The organism is Patescibacteria group bacterium (assembly GCA_035529375.1).
GTDB lineage: Bacteria > Patescibacteriota > Microgenomatia > PFEM01 > JAHIFH01 > DATKWU01.
The window spans coordinates 1-18,509 of record DATKWU010000017.1; the positions used below are offsets into that span (position 1 = coordinate 1).

Below are 18,509 nucleotides of genomic sequence, written 5' to 3' on the forward strand. Positions count from 1 at the left end.
AGTTAAACCAGCTAACTATCCAGGAAGCCCGAGAAGGTTTAAAAAAGAAAAAATTTTCTTCAGAAGAATTGACTAAAGCTTGTTTAAAACAAATAAAAAGACTAGATAAAAAAATTAACGCTTTTATTACTGTTTGTGAAAAAGAAGTTTTAGAACAGGCAAGAGAAGCAGATAGGCTTAAGAGCGATAAACCTCTTTGGGGTATTCCGGTTGGCATTAAAGATATTTATTCTACTAGGGGAATCAGAACCACCGCGGGAGCTAAAGTCTTAGATGATTATATTCCTGTTTACGATGCCACGGCCGTCAAAAGATTAAAAGAGGCTGGTGCCATTATCTTAGGCAAGACTAATATGGATGCCTGGGCCCATGGTGCTTCAGGAGAAAATTCAGATTATGGACCAACCAAGAACCCTTGGAATCTAAAATATGTTCCCGGCGGTTCGAGTAGCGGTTCGGGTGCCGCTCTGGCGGCTGCCATGTGTTTGGCAGCCACTGGGACGGATACCGGCGGTTCAATTAGACAGCCGGCCTCCTTTTGTAATTTGGTTGGTCTCAAGCCGACCTATGGCCGGGTTTCGCGTTATGGGATTATTGCCATGGCTTCCTCGCTTGATTCGATTGGTCACTTCACCCGGAGTGTGATTGATTCCGCTTTAATGCTAGATATTACCGCGGGCAAAGATTCTTTTGATGCAACAACACCCGATATTCCCGTGCCCAACTATCTTAAGAATATTAAAAAAGGCATTAAAGGCCTAAAGGTAGGCGTCCCCAAAGAATATTTTCTAGGTAGCTTGGATAAAGAAGTCAAAAAAATAGCCGAAAAAGCTCTTAAAGAATTTGAAAGTTTAGGGGCCAAATTGATTTCCGTTTCTTTACCTCATACCTCACATGCTCTCGCTGTTTATTACATTATTCAGCCAGCCGAGGTTTCTTCGAATCTAGCCCGCTATGACGGGATTCGCTATGGCTTTCCGAGAGATAGGTTTAGTGACGAAGCTAAACGAAGAATTATGTTGGGTACATTTACTCTTTCAACTGGTTATTATAAGGCCTATTATCTTAAAGCCATGCAGGTGAGGACCTTGATTAAAGAAGATTTTGAGAAAGCCTTTGAAAAAGCAGATGTTCTTGTCGCTCCAGTTTCACCGACACCTCCTTTTAAACTAGGCGAAAAAGTAAATGATCCTTTAAAGATGTATCTCTCTGATGTTTTGACGGTCACGGCTAATTTAGCTGGTTTACCGGGTTTGGCGATTCCGGCTGGTTTTGTTAAGGGATTGCCAGTGGGCATCCAAATTTTAGGCCCTCAATTTAGAGAAGAATTACTTTTTCAAGCTGGTTATGTCTATGAACAGGCAACTAACTGGCATCAAAGAAAACCAAAAGTAGAATGAAAAAAACGACTTTCTTGGCGGTTTTAAAGAATAAGGACTTTTTGAAACTTTGGCTTTCCCAGAGTCTTTCTCAGCTGACCGCCAATATGTTGAACTTCATCTTGATTGTCAAAATCTATGAAGCCACTGGTTCCACGGTGGCGGTTGGTTTGCTTTTCGCTCTTTATGTCGCCCCTTCACTCTTTCTCGGTCTTTTTACCGGCGCTTTTATTGACCTTTGGAGTAAAAGAAAAATTTTAATTTTAACCAATCTTTCTCAGGCTTTGATTGTTCTTCTCTATCTTGGCGTTGGTTCTAAAGCCTGGCCCATCTATTCGATTGTTTTGCTTTATTCTCTTTGCGACGAATTTTTTAACCCCTCTCAAGCTGCGATCTTACCAGCCTTAGTAAAAAAAGAACATTTCCCGGCAGCCAATAGTTTTTTCTTTTTCACCATGCACGGCGCTTTTTTGATTGGTTATTCGATGGGAGGGCCAGTCATCAAGATTCTGGGTCAACGCAGTCCTTTTGTTTTAGCTTCGATTTTCCTTTTCATTGCTACTCTGGCCACCTATCTTTTACCCAAAGATAAGCCAAGACGAAAATGGGACTTAGAAAAGGGCTTTGGTGAAATCGCTGAAGATATTAAAGAAGGCTATAACTTTATTAAGAACGAGCACCGCGTCCTGATTCCCATTGGTCTCTACGTTCTTACTCAAATTCTTTTAGCGACAGTGGTGATTCTCTTTCCTTCCTATTCTCAAAACGTTCTTGGCATTGACATTCGTGATGCGGGTTTGATTTTGATTTTACCCGCCGGGTTCGGGGCGATTCTAGGAAGCGTTTTTATAGAACGGTCAATCAGAAAATTAGGCAAAAGAGTTCTCATTTCTCTGGGGATTTTTGGCTCTTCACTTGGCTTGATGTCGTTAGCTTTAGTTGTTCCTAGAATTCCCTTAGCGACTTTAGCCGCTTTTATTACTATGGCTGTTTTGGGTTTTGCGGCGATCATGGTCAACATTCCTGCCCAGACTTTGATTCAGGAAAATACGCCCTTTGATGTTCGCGGCCGGGTTTTTGGGGTGATTGGTTCTTTGGTCACCGTGGCCGCAGCCATTCCTGTTTTTGTGACCGCGGCTTTGGTTGATCTCATCGGCGTTACCTGGATAGTCTTTATTATCAGTTCTGTTGTCTTTGCGCTTGGTTTACTTAGTTTGAGGAAGAAATATGTTTTACAAATTTATAATCGCAGAAAAGAAAATGAAACAAAACAATAACCAGGCGGTCATTGGTCTTGAAATCCATGTTGAGCTAAAAACAAAATCAAAGATGTTTTGTCATTGTTCGGCTGACTATTTTGGTCATCAGCCCAACACTCATGCTTGTCCAGTCTGTCTTGGTTTACCTGGAGCTTTACCAGTAGCTAATAAACAAGCGATTGAATGGACGATAATGGCTGGTTTAGCTTTTGGTTGTCAAATTTCTTTGTTTTCTAAGTTTGACCGAAAGAATTACTTTTACCCTGATTTGCCTAAAGGTTACCAAATTAGTCAGTATGATCTGCCTTTTTGTCTTGACGGCAAAATGGGGCGGATAGGGATCAAGAGAGTTCACCTTGAAGAAGATACGGCCAAACTTATCCACACTAAGGATTCGACCTTAATTGACTTTAATCGCTCTGGCGTGCCTTTAATGGAGATTGTGACTGAACCAGACATAGAGAGTGCCCAAGAAGCTAAAGAGTTTCTTAAACGAGTCCAACAAATTCTTCGCTATTTGGATATTTCTGACTGTGATATGGAAAAGGGCTCAATGAGATTAGAAGTTAATATCAGCGTCAGAAAAAAAGGAGATAAATTACCAGATTATAAAGTAGAGATTAAAAATTTGAATTCTTTTCGTTTTGTTGAAAAAGCCATTAATTACGAGATCAAAAGACAACTTCAATTAATTAAAAAAGGTGAAAAACCGATTCAGGAGACCCGAGGGTGGAACGAAGCCAAACAAAAAACCTATACTCAGCGTTGGAAAGAAGAAGCCCAAGATTATCGCTACTTTCCCGAGCCAGATTTACCACCAATTCGCTGGAAAAAATCAGAGATTGAAAGAATTAAAAAACTTCTTCCTGAATTACCTGAGGCAAGAAAAAGACGATTTATGGAACAATACGGATTGTCTGATTATCAGGCAACTATCTCGACAGCGTCGATAGCACAATCTGATTATTTCGAAGAAGCAGTTAATCTCGGCAAAGAAATGGGGCTTGATCCTATTGGAACAGCAAACATAATTATTAATAAAAGAGTTGATGTTGATAAAACCCCTCCGGCTAAATTGGTCCGGATTTTAGTCGAGAAGAAAGCTATTTCTAAAATTTCTGATAAACAATTAGGAAAGATTGTTAAAGACGTCATCAAGAAAAACAAACAAGTGGTGGCTGACTTCAAAAAAGGCAAAACTCAGGCAGTTGAAGCCTTGCTTGGTCAGGTGATGCGAGAAACAAAGGGAGCAGCTAACCCTAACCAAACCCGAAAAATCCTTCTTGAAAAGTTGAAGCGGTTGTAATATCGTATTGATTAATAATGGAAGAACCAAGAAAAGAATTTTCTCCTGAAGAAATTGCCTCGATTGTTAGAGAAAACGAGGCTCTTCGTGAAGAAAATGCTGGTTTAAAAGAACGATTAACTTATGATTCAAATACGGGTCTTTTGCGAACTGAAGATGAGGGGCGACAAACAATCTTAAGAAAAATTGAAACGATTCATGGTCAAGGAAAGAAAGTTTGTCTTTTAAGGCTAGATGTTAATGGCCTTAAAGATTTGAATGAGGCTTCTAGTCATGAAGAAGTCGATGAAATTTTTTTTCCTGACTTAGGTAAAAGACTTTTAGAATTGACTGGGGAGCAAGACGGAGTTGCCATGAGGTACCATGGAGATGAATTGGGTATTTTGGTACCTCTTGATGACGTTAGTGATATGACTAAAGCTGATTCTTTGGTCCATCGACTTGATAATTTTTATGTTAAAACACCAGGAGGTGAAAAGAGATTTACTTTTACGATTGGTATTGCTCATGAAGACGAGCCGGAAGTCAAGGAAAAGATAGGAAAATTAGACAATAAAGAAGGTGAGCTCTCTGAAGAGGGAAATCTTTTTACAGCTCTCTGTAAAGTAGCTGATCAAAGAGAAAGACAAGCCGAGAGAAAGAAAAAGAAAGAAAGAAATGGCTAAGTTTACCCATCTCCATGTTCACACTGAATATTCCTTGCTTGATGGTCTTTGCAAGATAGACGAACTGCTTCTCAAGGCGATTGAGTTGGGGATGGATTCAATTGCCCTAACTGACCATGGGGTGATGTATGGCGCGATCAAGTTTTATCTGAAAGCCAGGGATTTTGGGATCAAGCCGATTATTGGCATGGAGGCTTATGTGGCCAATCGATCTCGCTTTGATAAACAAGCTAAACTAGGTTCTGATCAATTCCATCTCCTCCTTTTAGCCAAAAACGAGAAGGGTTATAAGAATTTAATTGAGTTAACCACCAAAGCTCATCTAGAAGGTTTTTATTATCGACCCAGGATTGATTTGGAACTGCTGAAGAAACATGCCGAAGGTTTAGTTGTCAGTACTGCCTGTCTCCAAGGTCAGATTCCCCAGTTACTAATGGAAGATAATGAAGAAGAAGCCAAGAAAAAAGCCAAAGATTTTTTAGAGATTTTTGATAAGAATTTTTATCTTGAACTAATGAGCAACAAGGAAAAAGTTCAGGATAAGGTTAATAAGGGTCTGGTCAAATTATCTCGGAAATTAGGTATTCCCCTAATTGCCACCAATGACGTTCATTATGTTGAGAAGGATGATGCTGAGGCCCAAGACGCTCTCTTGGCGGTTCAGACTCAGAGGATGATTAACGATAAGAATCGATTAACGATGATTAACTCGCCAACTTTCTATCTGCGGTCTCAGGAAGAAATGATGCGTCTTTTTAAAGAAGTTCCGGATGCCATTGAGAACACGAGAAAGATTTCCCGGGTTTGTAACTTAGAAATTCCGATTGGCAACTGGATTTTGCCTAATTATCCTCTACCGGCCGGGGAAAGCGCCGAAGAGCATTTAAGAAGTTTGGTTAAAGAAAGAATGGCTAATCGCTATCCTAAAGAAATAAAGGAAGTTAAGGAGAGAGTTGAGTACGAGCTCGACATTATTTGTAAAAAAGGTTTTGCCACCTATTTTCTGATCGTCCAAGACTTTGTTAACTGGTCAAAGCAGCAAGGTATTAGAGTTGGCCCAGGCCGAGGTTCAGTCGCTGGTTCAATTATTTCCTATATTTTAAGAATCACTTCAATTGATCCTTTGAGACATAACATACCCTTTGAACGTTTTATGAATCCTCAAAGGCCAACACCACCGGATATTGATATGGATTTTGCTGATGATCGGAGAGACGAAGTTTTGGATTACGTTATCAATAAATACGGCAAAGATCGAGTGGCCCAGATTATTACCTTCAACGTTATGAAGGCTAAAGAATCGGTTCGAGATATTGGTCGGGTTTTAGGCATGCCTTATTCTGAACCCGATAAGGTTGCCAAATTAATCCCTGTTGGAATGAAAATTGATGAAGCGATTAAAACCATTCCCGAATTGGCGAGCTTGTATCGTCAGGAGAAATATAAAAAATTGCTTAATCTAGCCAAAAAAGTTGAAGGTGTTTCCCGACACGCCTCGACCCATGCCGCTGGCGTTGTCATTAGTGATAAGGAACTAATCGAATATGTACCTCTCCAAAAAGAAACTAAAGGTGAAAACATTATCACTCAATATGATATGTATGACTTGGATTTGAATGCGGCCGTTAATGAAGGTGAAGCTTTAGGCCTTCTGAAAATAGACTTCTTAGGTTTAAGAAATCTTACCACTTTAGAGAAAACCCTGGAGTATTTGAAGCAGACCAGGGGTGAAGAAGTTGATTTATCAGAAATAAATATTGAAGATAGCGAAGCTTTGAAAATGATTGCCTCAGGCGAAACGACCGGTATTTTCCAGTTAGAAAGTGCCGGCATGCGCCGTTTGGCCAAAAAATTAAAACCAAATAAATTTTCTGATATTGCCGCGATGGTGGCTCTTTATCGACCTGGGCCGATGCAGTGGATTGACGAATTTATTGAATCTAAAAAAGATCCCCAGAAAATTCGCTATCCCCACCCTGATTTAAAAACAATTCTAGCTGAGACTTATGGAATTGCTGTTTATCAGGAGCAGTGTATGCAGATTGCCAATATTATGGCCGGTTACACCATGGCCGAAGCCGATCGGTTGCGTTTAGCCATTGGCAAAAAGAAAAAAGCGGTGATGACTAGAGAGAAGAACAAATTTATTCAGGGGGCAATTAAAAACGGCTATAAAAAAGAAACGGCCGAGAAGATTTTTGCCCTGATTGAAAAATTTGCCGGTTATGGTTTCAACAAAGCCCATTCTACTTCCTACGCCATGATTGCCTATCAAACTGCTTATTTAAAGGCTCATTATCCGGTGGAGTTTATGGCGGCGTTGCTGACGGCTGAATCCGGTCGTTCTTCTGGTCCAGATAAGGATGAAAAAGTGACCCAAGCCGTTGAAGAAACCCGGCGAATGGGTATTAGAGTCCTTCGGCCAGACATTAACAAATCTAAAGTTGGTTTTACGATCGAGGATGATCCTCAATCGCCAGGCGGCAAAGCGATTAGGTTTGGTTTATCAGCTATCAAGAACGTTGGCGAAGCGGCCGTCGAGGTGATTATTCCGTCTCGGGAAGTTGGCGGATCATTCAATTCCTTAGTTGATTTTTGTCAGCGAGTTGATACCCAAAAGGTCAACCGGAAAGTTTTAGAGAGCTTGATTAAAGCTGGAGCGATGGACAGTTTTGGTAAAAGAGCGGCGATGCTCTCTGGTTTAGATAAGGTAAGGGTTCAAGGAGCCAAAATCCAAAAAGAAAAGATTAATGGTCAGACAAATCTTTTTGACGGTCAGGAGGTTGAGGGAAAAGTAAGTTTGAATCCAACCGATCAGCTGCCAGAGATGGAAGAGTTTACTCGCCAAGAGCTTTTATCTTTAGAAAGAGAATTGCTTGGATTTTATCTAACTGAACATCCTTTAGCGCCTATTCTCAACCAATTACGTCAGCAAAGAACCCATCAGCTTCAACAAATTAATCAGGAAATTGGGGCCGGCCAGCGAGTCAAAATTGGCGGGATTATTACTGATTTAAGGATTGTTTTAACTAAGGCGACTTCAAGAGAGATGGCTTTTGTTAAAATCGAGGACGAGAGCGGCAAATTAGAAGTCGTCGTTTTTCCTAAAATATATGGTCAAACTAAAGGGATTTGGGCCAAAGACAGAATTGTTTCGATTCGAGGTAGGACCGATCTTCGTGAAGGCAGTCAGAGCCTTATTGTCGAATCAGCTTCTTTATTGGAAGAAGAAAGTCAAGAAAAGGACGAAGAAAAACCTTTTGATTTTGAGATTGAAATCCCCAACAGAATTTCCTCTAGGAAATTAGTTGAGTTAAACAAAGTTTTTAAACAGAACCAAGGCAAGAGCAAGATCGCTCTTTACTTTGTTGACAACCTAGGTAGAAGTCGAAGAATGATTTTGCCTTATGGTGTTGATTATACTGAAAAAGTTAAGGAGAAGGTTAAAGAAATTGTTAGCCAAGATTAAAAGTTTTAAGACTTGACAAAATTTTTCACAGTTGTTAAGCTGAAAACCCAGAGGCACCTCTGGTTTTTTGTTGTCAGAGAACTTTACAGAACAATAGGGTGAGTGGAAAAGAATTAGATAATTGTTGCGAAGATAAAAAGGAAGAAAACGGAGTTCATTGAAGTGTCTTAATTGCGGCGAATTTATTCTATTTTAAAAGAGCAGGAAATTATTTTTTCAAATTAAAAGATGAAATTTATTTTTGTTTCAGGTGGCGTTATCTCTGGTTTAGGTAAAGGGATTACCACCTCTTCAATCGCTCTTCTGCTTAAATCGCGTGGTTTTAGAGTGGCGCCGATTAAGTGTGATGCCTATGTCAATATTGACGCTGGCACGATTCGGCCTCAAGAACATGGCGAGGTTTTTGTTTGTAATGATGGAATTGAATGCGACCAAGATCTGGGTAATTATGAGCGTTTTCTCGGTGAAACTCTTTCTCGGGCCAATTATGTAACCACTGGCCAAGTCTATCAGGAAGTAATTCGGAAAGAACGAGCTTTTGAGTATGAGGGTGAAGATGTAGAAGTCGTTCCCCATATCCCTGAAGAAATGATCAGGCGTTTTAAAGAAGCCGGTAAGAAAATGAAGGCTGATTTTGTTTTGATTGAAATTGGCGGCACGGTAGGTGAATACCAGAATATTCTGTTTATTGAAGCTAATAGAATCATGAAAGTTAGAGATGGGGAAGAAGTTATCCATGTTCATGTCGGTTATCTTCCCACACCACCGAGTATTGGCGAGATGAAATCCAAACCAGTCCAAAATTCAGTCCGAACTTTAAACGAAACTGGTATCCAGCCAGATCTTTTAGTTGGTCGCGCTGGTAAGGATTTGGATAAGTGGCGAAAAGAACGACTGGCTTTGTTCTGCAACATTCCGGTTGAGAATATTATTTCCAATCCAGATGTAGAGTCAATTTATGAAGTACCTCTAATCTTGGATAGACAAAAAGTCGCTGAAAAAATTCTTAGGAAATTCAAGATGAAACCCAGAAAGAATAAAGATTTAAAAGAATGGCGGCAAATAGTTAAGAAGATAAAAAAGATAAGTAGGAATAATAAAAGAAAGGTGAGAATTGGGATGGTAAGCAAGTATCAACAAGTCGGTGCTTTTGAATTGGACGATGCTTATGTCAGCGTGGTTGAAGCGATTAAGCACGCTGCCTGGGCTAGTGATGTTAAACCAGAGATAATTTGGATTAACAGTGAAAAAATAGAAAAATTAGGTAAAAGTTATCTAGAGAATAAGATGAGTTTAGTGGACGGAGTGATTGTCCCCCAAGGGTGGGGCAGTCGGGGAGTCGAAGGCAAAATCAAGGCGATTCAATATGCTCGGGAAAAGAAAACCCCCTATCTTGGTCTTTGTTTTGGGATGCAAATGGCGGTGATTGAGTTTGGCCGAAACGTTGTTAATCTAAAAAAAGCCAATACCATGGAGGCCGATCCCAAAACCCCCTATCCGGTCATTCATATTATGCCGGACCAAAAAGAATATTTAGCCAAAAGACAGTATGGAGGAACAATTAGATTAGGCGGTTGGAAGTGTCGAGTTTTGGCCGGTACGAGACTAGCCAAAATCTATGGCAATTCAGGGATTATCTCTGAAAGACACCGTCATCGCTATGAATTTAATAACAAATATAGAGATAGATATGAAAAGGCGGGTATGAGGATTTCCGGGGTTTCACCAGACGGCAAATTAGTTGAGGCTATCGAAATCCCTGACCATCCTTTTTTCATTGGCACCCAATTTCATCCCGAATATCAATCAAGCCTGCTCAAACCTCACCCTCTTTTTGTTGAGCTTGTTAAAACTTCTTTAAAGGAGCAGGTAAAAAATAATGATATCAGAGAAACCTAATTGGCAGACGCCAGAAGCAGAAGCAATCATTAATAGTCTAAAAGAGACTTTTCTTCAAGAAGCTTGGGTGGCTGACCAAAATTTGATTATTGCTCCCTCTTTAGATCGAAAGATAGATCCTAGAATTTTAGAAGCGGCTGCCCAAGTGGTTGATTTGAGGTTTAAGGGAATGGGAGTTAATAAGGTTTTAGGCATTCCTAATTTAGGTCTTCCTTTTGCCACGGCCGTAGCTCTTACAATGCCTGGTGTAAGATTAGTTCCTGCTTGTAAAGAAACGGAAAAACCGCGGGCTTGGCTAGATAATCTTTCGGCAGAAAGAAGGACTTTGGCTCTTAATGTTGTTTCCTCAATCAGATTTTCTCTGGTTGAAACAGACGATAGGATTTTGCTAGTTGATAATGTTTGTGCTTATGGTCAAACGGCCAGTGAGGTGATTCAAACTTTAAATCAGCAAACTGAAGCGGAAGTAGTGGGCTTAGCTGTTTTGATGAGTAAAGACTTTCAGGGAGGTTTAAGAAGAATTGAGGAAAGATTTAAGATTCCTACTTTAGGTGTCATTAGAATCCAAGAAATTGGTCCCAATCAGGAAATAATTCTAGGACAGACATAGCTTCTTTGTGTTAGAATGTTTCAATGAACTACTATACCCTTAAGATTTGTGGTTTGACCAGAAAACTACCAATTGTTTCCCTCGGACCAAAATTAAAGATTGCTTCCTTTAATCTTTTAGGTGATGGTGAATTGGTTGAGGCGGTGGCAAAGGATTTGTCTAAAGAAGTTAAAAAATTTGATTTTGATTATTTAGTCGGACCTGAGGTTAAAGTTGTTCCTTTACTCCAAGTTCTTTCTCAAAAACTTAAAAAACCCCGCTATATTATTCTTAGAAAAAATATCATGGGCTATATGACTAAACCAATCACTAATAAATTTAAACCTAATCTTGTTCTTAATGGTCCGGATGCTGAGCTTTTAAAAGGTAAGAAAGTGATTATTGTTGATGACGTTGTTTCCACGGGTAGAACAATCAGAGTGGTTAGAGATTTAATGAGAATGGCTGAAGCCGAAGTGGTCGCTGCAGTAGCAGTTCTTAAACAAGGCGAAAAAGAAGAAGAAATAGAAATCCCCTTTTTTCATCTTGGCAGTCTGCCCCTTTTTGGTACTTGACACGATTTTCACAGATTGATACTCTGAATTCGTCAGAACAATATTCACCTTAGCCGGGTGAAGAAAGGACAGATGAATAAAGCGGCTTTAGTTTTTTTATTTTACTTAGAGAAACAATCCTATTTTAGTTTCAAGTTTTCCCTACATCAGAAAGCACCAAGATAAGCGGTGCTTTTTTTAGTGCTCGAAAAAGATGGTGTGGAGAAACCTGCACCTTAACATATTGTGAATAGATTTTGTCATCACTAAATCTTGAGAAAGGAGAGTGAGGATGTCATACGACGATATTAGACGGGATGTGTGGGAGGCATTGCGGAAGGTAGCTGTCCCAGACTCGAGATTCCATTTCAACTTCGGGGAATTTATCCCCGATTTTCAAGGAAGTGAACGAGCTCTGGGAAGATTGCTATCTGAACATTCGTATCTGGAGGCAAAGTTTATCTTTATTGCTCCAGACAACTGCCTTGAGAGACTAAGAGCAATAGCTCTTAGTGAGGGAAAGGCTCTTATCGTTCCAACTTACTCGATAAAGCGGGGCTTTGTCTATCTGGATCCAAAGACAATACCATCGGGTAAAGAAGAATATGCAGCCCTTCTCGATGCAATGGAGGGGGTAGGGCAGCATGTCTCCTTGAAGGAGATCCAGGATCTAGGTCCGGTCGACCTCATGGTGAGCGGCGCTAGTGTTGTTAATCGAGAGGGTGTACGTCTCGGGAAGGGACATGGCTTCTTTGATTTGGAATGGGCTATGTTCTACGCTATTGGTGCGGCGAACCTTGAGACACCAGTGGTTGCCTTTGTTCATAGCTGCCAAGTGGTAGATATGCCAATCAACAGTTCTCCCTATGATACTGTCTGTGACATCATCGTGACCAATAAGGAGACAATTCGCGTTTCTTCTCCTCAAAAACCTACCTGCGGTGTCATTTGGGAAAGACTTAATCCTGAACTCTTTCAGACGATTCCGCCACTTCAAGAGTTGAAGTCAATGCAAGAGAAAGGAGGTGAAGCATAAGGTCTGTTTGGCTTCCCTTGTTAGCCGTAAAAGGAAACAAGGGTTCACCTTTTAGCAAGGTGAAAAGGAGTGATCTTCGGTAAAGATGAAAGGAGAGGATGATGGCGGTAAGCGCTGAAGTGTATACGAGACCAAGATCGCAGACTCGATTGATGGTTGCCTCTGCTGTTTGGGGGGCGATCATCATCCCCCTGGCAATACTCAGCAGTTCGTTTCTGAGCATTCCAGGTGCATTTGGGGCAGGTTACTTCTGGTTGCCCCAGATCATGATGGTCTCGGGGGTCGTTTTCTTCGGCCCCTGGGGCATGTTGGCCGCGGCAGTCGGGACGTTCTTGGGTGGCATGTTCGCTGGGTCACCACTGGCCATCAACATAGGCCAGAACCCGATACCGGCTTTCCTAGGGAACACCTTTCTCTTCTACATTCTCTGGTTCGGCTACAAGTACAAGGTTCATATATGGGAGGGCTATTCCAATGGCCTTGCTATCAAAGTAGTCGGAGGAGAGAGGAGACCAACGGCTGAAGTCAACTGGTCAAGGGTGGCTGTCACAGGTATCGTTTTCGCTCTCACCATCGTCTTCGCGGTGGTGGTGGGTTTCAAGCTGGGGCCATACCTGGACGCAATGGGCCTGAAGGCGTGGGGCTATCCCCTCATCTTCTTGCTTACTCTACCGTGGTGGTGGGTTATCAAGCAGCTTGGTGGCCTTCGAGTTGATGGCTATATCGTCCTGGCCCTCATCGCCGTGATTGTCTCCAGCATAGCGAGTGCTGCCTTGGGCGCTTTCGCCTGGCAGACAGTTGGAGGAATGGGAGCCAGTGCTTGGGTTGTCGTTTTCCCCGGCTGGGCTCTCGGCGATATAGTAGCTGGCAGCTTAGGCATTCCTTTGATCTGGAGCTTTGCGGATGTTTTGGAGCGAAAGGGAATGCTCTGGCGGCCGCTTCGGTAGTCGAAGGTACAGCATGGAGGCTGGATAGTCTCGGGATTGTTCAGCCTCCATCAATCAAATCGAAAAGGAAATGAAGATGATTAGGAAACATGGTTTAGGCAGGTTGAATCCTACGGCTCGGCTGGTCTTTTTCGTTGTAGTCAGCCTGGCAGCAACAATCGTCCATTCGTGGCCAGGGGTAATCTTTTTCCTGCTTCTTGGAATCGTTCTTCTCGCTGCAGGAAGAAAGTGCCCTAAGTCATCGATCATCACCCTTGTCAACGTTTTCATCCTTACGGTGGCAGGTAATGCCCTTTTTGCTAAAGAAGGCAAGATTCTCTTTTCTTTTTTCGCCTTTCGTCTGTCACCTGAGAGTCTCGAAAAAGGCCTTTTGTTGGGTTGTCGAATTGTGGCGATGATTCTAAGTGCGGTCGCCTTTGCAGTGGCTACCCCAATGTATGAGTTTCTTCCTGCCGTTCGTGGCCTGCGGATTCGTAATTGGAGGATTCCCTTAGTAGCTGAACTCTATCTAATGGTCTTGCTTAGGTACGTCGAGGTCACTTGGTATGAGATCAAGCAGACCATGAAAGCGATGCTTATCAGGGGTGTCCAATTTGAGGGTTCGCCAATCAAAAAAATAATGGCTTTCAGGCAATTGATGATTCCGATGTTCTACAGAATTATCAATCATATCAGTGGTCAGGCGCTGGCAATCGACAGCCGTGGTAGTGTGAGGGCGGTTTCCGCTAAAGGGAAAATCGAAAAACAAGATCCGGCAGTTTCTATGGAGCAGGTTTCAGTGACCTATGATCTTAGCGATATAGAGGGAGAGAAGCTTCTAGCCCTAAGAGGGATAAACCTGACCATTCGGTCAGGCGAGACTTGTGCCCTCATGGGAGAAACAGGATCAGGTAGATCAACGGCCTCACTTCTTTGCTGTGGTCTGATTCCAATGAGTATCGGTCGAATGGCCGGAGAAGTGAAAATCTTTGGCTACGATACTAAGCGGGCAGATCCATCGCTTTTGTCTAACCTGAGTCGGATTGTCTTTCCTTCGGCAATCCAAGGATTGGTCGGTTTGACTGTGGAGGATGAGCTTCTCCTTAGCCTACGACCAACATCAATTCCAAAAGAAGAATATGGTCGGGTAATGATTGAAGCGCTTGAGAGAGTTGGCTTGGATTCAGTTTTCTTGAATCGCTTGACGTTGAGTTTATCAGGTGGCGAGATGCAACGGGTTGCTTTAGCATCCGCTATCATTGCCCAACCACCAATCTTGGTGCTTGATGACGTTTCGGCTCAACTTGATCCCAGAGCAAGACGAGAGGTAGCAACAACTCTTCTAGCTCTTAGGGAAACAATTGAAACGATTATTCTGACAGATCCATCGATCACCGTCTTACCGATAAACAAGTATGTTTTCCTTGAAGGTGGTCGAGTCAACCAGATCGTTTCTAAAGCAGGATCTGAATTGCTAGAAAGGGCACATGTGAGAATTCCCCAATTACAAAAACTTGGGGATGTCCTAGGAGAGTCATTCGGGAGTATGGAAGAGGCAGTTGAGATGTTGAAAGGAGGAAAATCAGAAATCTGTTTCCGTAAAGAAGCGGGTAACTCTCCGAAAAACAGAGTGGTTCTAGAAGCAAAAGACATAACCTTCTCGTACGAGGCTAGTCTCGAACCGGCCATTCGGGGTTTGAGCACAGAGTTTCGAGGTGGCGAATTAACAGCCATTCTCGGCGCAAATGGTTCGGGTAAAACCACATTGGGGTTGATTCTAGCTCAAGCATACAAGCCCGAAATTGGCCAGATCCTAATCAACGGTGAACAAGTGAATTCGAAGATGCGGGGAGAGATTGGTTACGTTTTCCAGGAGCCAATGAGCCAGATGCTCACATTGACTGTTTTAGACGAACTAGCTTTCGGACCACATCAACTTGGATGGAGGAAAGAGGAGATTAAGGAATCTGTTGATGACGTAGCTCAAATCTTCAGTCTTCCTCTGAAAGAGAATCTGATGGATCTTAGTCCGGCCCAGTCGCGGCAGTTGGCCATAGGCTCAATCCTGACCATGAAACCTAAGGTGCTCATCTTAGATGAGCCGACTAACAGTCTTGACGAGATGGAAGCTGTTAGATTAATGAGGATTTTGGAGGATCTACGAGCGAATGGGATGACGATCATCCTCATCACCCACGATGTTGAATTAGCAGTTCAGTACGCTGATCGCATTATGGTCATGAAAGAGGGATCAATTCTCATTGATGGTTCGACTCGTCAGGTGATGTCAAAACCAGAGATTCTTATTAGAAGCGAGGTAACAGTACCTGATATCACTGACCTTTCTTTAAGGCTTTGGCCTCAAGAATTGCCAGCCCTCACTGTTGAGGAGATGGTCCAGATGTTATCTATTCACAATCATGTGTTTAGCCCCAGTAATTCTCGATGACGAGACTCTTACTGGGGCTTTTTGTTTCTTCCTTTTTGTCTCTATTTCTGTTAGAATTCGCTATATGGCCAATCAAATTAAAATTGATAAGACAACTTTAAATGTTGGTGATACGATTGTTGTCTATCAGAAAATTCAAGAAGAAAAAAAGATGCGAACCCAGCCGTTTGAAGGGATTGTCATTCGCATCAAAGGGCAGGGAGATAACAAAACTTTTACGGTCAGAAAGATAGCCGCCGCCAATATCGGTGTGGAAAGAATTTGGCCAGTTAACTCTCCTTGGATTGAGAAGATTGAAATTAAGCGAAGAGGCAAAGTCAGACGAGCCAAGCTTTACTACTTAAGAGACAGGATCGGGAAAAAAGCCGTTAAGGTGAAAGAGAGAAAAGAAAAGAAAACTGGCGCTGAACAGAAGAAAGTTCGAAAAACAGCAAGAAAAACTAACAAACAAACTCTTAAAAAGAAATAAATTTTAAAACTGGTTGCAAAGTTAGTTAGAATTGTTATGATTAATCTTGTGAAAAAACTAAAATTTCTTATTGCCTTTTTTATAATTATCTCTACTTTTTTCTTTTTTGCTAATCCTGTTTTGGCTCAAGAGACTCAAGAATTCAGTAATATCGTGGTTAAAAAAGGGGAGGTAATTGATCACGATTTTTTTGCTGCCGGTAGCACTGTCACTATTTCTGGTGTTGTTAATGGTGATGTTTTTGCGGCTGGAGGTATTCTTGTTGTTGACGGCATTATTAATGGTGATCTTTTAGCTGGTGCCGGGACAATAAATCTCTTAGGCAGGGTTAGTGATGATGTCAGGGTCGGTGGTGGAACACTTTTTGTTAATGGCGAGATTGGTAAAAATTTAACTGTTGGTGGTGGCAATATTAATATTGCTGAAGGAGCCAGAATCGGCGGAAGCTTACTAGGTTTTGGTGGTGCTTTTGATATTCGAGGACCAATCGGAAAAGATGTCAATCTTTTCGCTGGACAAGCGACGGTTACCAGTCAGATTAACGGTAATCTCAAAGGATCAATAGAAAAACTGGTTTTGAGTTCTGAAGCTCAAATTTTAGGGGATTTAGAATATGAAAGTCCTCAAAAAGCCGACATTGATGAGAGGGCCTTGATTATTGGCAAAACAACTTTCAAACCTTCTGAAACAAGAAAGCCAGAGAGTTTTAAGTCCTGGACATTCAAAGGTTGGAAGATTTTTAATCTTTTTTGGTTGGGTTTTTATATTAAGTTATCGGCTTTCATTATTGCTTTTCTTTTTGGTCTAGTCTTTCTTTATTTGTTTCCTAAAAGGATTGAGGCGATTACTAAAATTCTTAAAAATCGGCCTTGGCCAAGCCTTGGTGCTGGTTTTTTAGCCTTAATTTTGTTTGTTCCTTCAGTCATTCTCCTAGCCATAAGTTTGATTGGTATTCCCTTAATTCTTATATTTATTCCGGTTTTTCTCTTTTTAATTTATTTCAGCAAGATTTTTACGGCTCTTTGTTTGGGTAGAGAAGTTCTTTTTCGCTTTAATTCAAAGAAAAGTCAAGTTTGGGCGCTCTTAATTGGTTTATTGATTTACTATTTTCTGAGATTAATTCCTATTGTTAGTCCAATAATTGCTTTTGGCTTTATCAGTGCTGGTTTAGGCGCCTTTCTCCTTGATCAAAAATCACTCCGAACTTCAAAAAAATAAGACTTTCTGTCTTTTGTTTTTTTATTTCTGTTATAATGAATCAAGATGCTGCCTATTTTAATCAAAGTCGTTATTCTAGTTATCATTCTTCTGGTTGCTTTAAAGGCGCTGAAGATTGTCTTTATTCCTGTTAAAATTCTTAAATTAATTATCTTGGCGATTGTTGTCATTGTCTTATTACTTCTTACTCAGGATTTTTTTGGTATTTTTTAGAGAAGAAAGAATAGAGCTTGACAAGGAATAGTTTTTCCTTTTATAAATATAAATAGAGTAATGAAGAAAATTGGTTTCCTTTTAATTGCTTTCCTTTTGTTTTTCTTTTTAAGCCCCCGGGTTCTGGCTGAATGTACTACTTGCGCTCCTGCTCAAGTTCAACAAGAAACCCAGGAAGAAGTAGGGAATCAAGAGATAGAAAACAATCCGTCTTTGGGTGAGTTAAGAAGGAATGTTATTGAGAAAAGAGAAACGATTAGGGAACGGATTGAGGAGCGTCGGGCAACCATGGCAGCTCGGTTAGCTGAGCAGAAAAGAGAAAGAGTGAGAACCTTTTTTGGTCGTTTAACCCAGAGATTTCAAACTGCTATTAACCGTTTGGAAAGGCTGATTGCCCGAATGGAATCAAGGTTAGCCAAGATAGAAGAGAATGACGAAGAAATTGAGACAGTCGAGATAAGGGAAAGTCTGGATAAGGCTAAAGATAAACTAGCTGAAGCCAGTGCTGCTTTATCAGAAGCCAAAACAAGCGTTGAAGACATTCTTAATGGTGGTAATCCTCAAGAAATGTTTCAAGAAGTAAGAGATTTGCTTAAGGGGATTAAGGATGAGTTAATCGAAGTCCACCGTATTTTAGTTCAGGTTATTGGCGATATGAGAGGCCTGCGGGTTGGCCAAGGAGAATAAAATGGAACCAGAAGAAATCACTCAACCAGTTCAAGAACCAACAGTACCACCAGAGCCAGTGGAGGTCCAGGAAAAGCCAGGCTTAATCAAAAGATTTTGGTTTATTCCCTTAACTTTTATTCTTCTTTTTATTCTCCTAATGGTTGGTTACCTCTTTACTAATCAGAACTTAGATATTTTTAATTTAGATTTTTTCAAGAAAACACCTCAAGTTAGTCCTACTCCTTCACCGGCAACCGAAAGTGAAACCGCTTCTTTAGAAAAGCAGGGGACGTCAGATGAGATTTCCGAGATAGAGGCAGATTTAAGTAAAACTGACTTAAGTGATTTAGACAAAGAATTGACTGATATTGAAGAAGAGCTAACTTCTCCCTAGTCTTTTAAAATCTGC

The 18,509-nt window shown here is 41.2% G+C and carries 15 protein-coding genes and 1 pseudogene; all 16 read left to right on the forward strand.

Going from position 1 to position 18,509, the window contains the following annotated elements:
* Positions 1 to 17: 17 nt before the first annotated feature.
* The 16 genes and pseudogenes from gatA (at position 18) to VMY36_03640 (ending at position 18,494) form a co-directional block, all read left to right on the forward strand.
* Complete coding sequence (gene gatA / locus VMY36_03565; protein HUV42948.1) at positions 18 to 1,400, forward strand: Asp-tRNA(Asn)/Glu-tRNA(Gln) amidotransferase subunit GatA; 1,383 nt, start codon at positions 18 to 20, stop codon at positions 1,398 to 1,400.
* A complete protein-coding gene (locus VMY36_03570; GenBank protein ID HUV42949.1) occupies positions 1,397 to 2,656 on the forward strand; it encodes an MFS transporter in 1,260 nt (419 codons plus the stop codon). The genes gatA and VMY36_03570 overlap by 4 nt, the downstream gene beginning before the upstream one ends.
* Entirely contained in the window at positions 2,640 to 3,944 is a 1,305-nt protein-coding gene (gene gatB / locus VMY36_03575) for an Asp-tRNA(Asn)/Glu-tRNA(Gln) amidotransferase subunit GatB (protein HUV42950.1), read from the forward strand. Before VMY36_03570 ends, gatB begins: the two co-directional genes overlap by 17 nt.
* Before the next feature lie 17 nt (positions 3,945 to 3,961).
* Positions 3,962 to 4,609 carry a diguanylate cyclase gene (locus VMY36_03580; protein HUV42951.1) on the forward strand — a complete coding sequence of 216 codons (648 nt, stop codon included), beginning with the start codon at positions 3,962 to 3,964 and terminating at the stop codon, positions 4,607 to 4,609.
* Positions 4,602 to 8,078: a DNA polymerase III subunit alpha gene (locus VMY36_03585; GenBank protein HUV42952.1), complete on the forward strand. Its 3,477-nt coding sequence runs from the start codon at positions 4,602 to 4,604 to the stop codon at positions 8,076 to 8,078. Before VMY36_03580 ends, VMY36_03585 begins: the two co-directional genes overlap by 8 nt.
* Before the next feature lie 228 nt (positions 8,079 to 8,306).
* Positions 8,307 to 9,977, forward strand: coding sequence for a CTP synthase (locus VMY36_03590; GenBank protein ID HUV42953.1), 1,671 nt, complete (start codon positions 8,307 to 8,309; stop codon positions 9,975 to 9,977).
* The gene (locus VMY36_03595; protein ID HUV42954.1) at positions 9,958 to 10,587 is read left to right on the forward strand and encodes a phosphoribosyltransferase family protein; all 630 of its coding nucleotides are present in this window, start codon (positions 9,958 to 9,960) and stop codon (positions 10,585 to 10,587) included. The genes VMY36_03590 and VMY36_03595 overlap by 20 nt, the downstream gene beginning before the upstream one ends.
* Positions 10,588 to 10,610: 23 nt before the next feature.
* On the forward strand, positions 10,611 to 11,141 hold the full coding sequence (locus tag VMY36_03600) for a phosphoribosyltransferase family protein (protein ID HUV42955.1): 531 nt from the start codon (positions 10,611 to 10,613) through the stop codon (positions 11,139 to 11,141).
* 271 nt (positions 11,142 to 11,412) lie between these two features.
* A complete protein-coding gene (locus VMY36_03605; GenBank protein HUV42956.1) occupies positions 11,413 to 12,156 on the forward strand; it encodes a 5-formyltetrahydrofolate cyclo-ligase in 744 nt (247 codons plus the stop codon).
* 152 nt (positions 12,157 to 12,308) lie between these two features.
* Positions 12,309 to 13,103, forward strand: coding sequence for a hypothetical protein (locus VMY36_03610; GenBank protein ID HUV42957.1), 795 nt, complete (start codon positions 12,309 to 12,311; stop codon positions 13,101 to 13,103).
* A gap of 70 nt (positions 13,104 to 13,173) precedes the next feature.
* Positions 13,174 to 15,531, forward strand: a complete 2,358-nt coding sequence (locus tag VMY36_03615) for an ATP-binding cassette domain-containing protein (protein ID HUV42958.1) — start codon at positions 13,174 to 13,176, stop codon at positions 15,529 to 15,531.
* Positions 15,532 to 15,595: 64 nt separating this feature from the next.
* Positions 15,596 to 15,916, forward strand: a pseudogene (gene rplS, locus VMY36_03620) (50S ribosomal protein L19).
* A 132-nt stretch (positions 15,917 to 16,048) separates the two neighbouring features.
* Positions 16,049 to 17,218 (forward strand): polymer-forming cytoskeletal protein, encoded by a 1,170-nt coding sequence (locus VMY36_03625; GenBank protein HUV42959.1) that lies wholly within the window; start codon positions 16,049 to 16,051, stop codon positions 17,216 to 17,218.
* Between the two features lie 45 nt (positions 17,219 to 17,263).
* Complete coding sequence (locus VMY36_03630; protein HUV42960.1) at positions 17,264 to 17,431, forward strand: hypothetical protein; 168 nt, start codon at positions 17,264 to 17,266, stop codon at positions 17,429 to 17,431.
* A 60-nt stretch (positions 17,432 to 17,491) separates the two neighbouring features.
* Positions 17,492 to 18,118, forward strand: a complete 627-nt coding sequence (locus VMY36_03635; protein HUV42961.1) for a hypothetical protein — start codon at positions 17,492 to 17,494, stop codon at positions 18,116 to 18,118.
* 1 nt (position 18,119) lies between these two features.
* On the forward strand, positions 18,120 to 18,494 hold the full coding sequence (locus VMY36_03640; protein ID HUV42962.1) for a hypothetical protein: 375 nt from the start codon (positions 18,120 to 18,122) through the stop codon (positions 18,492 to 18,494).
* Positions 18,495 to 18,509 lie beyond the last annotated feature (15 nt).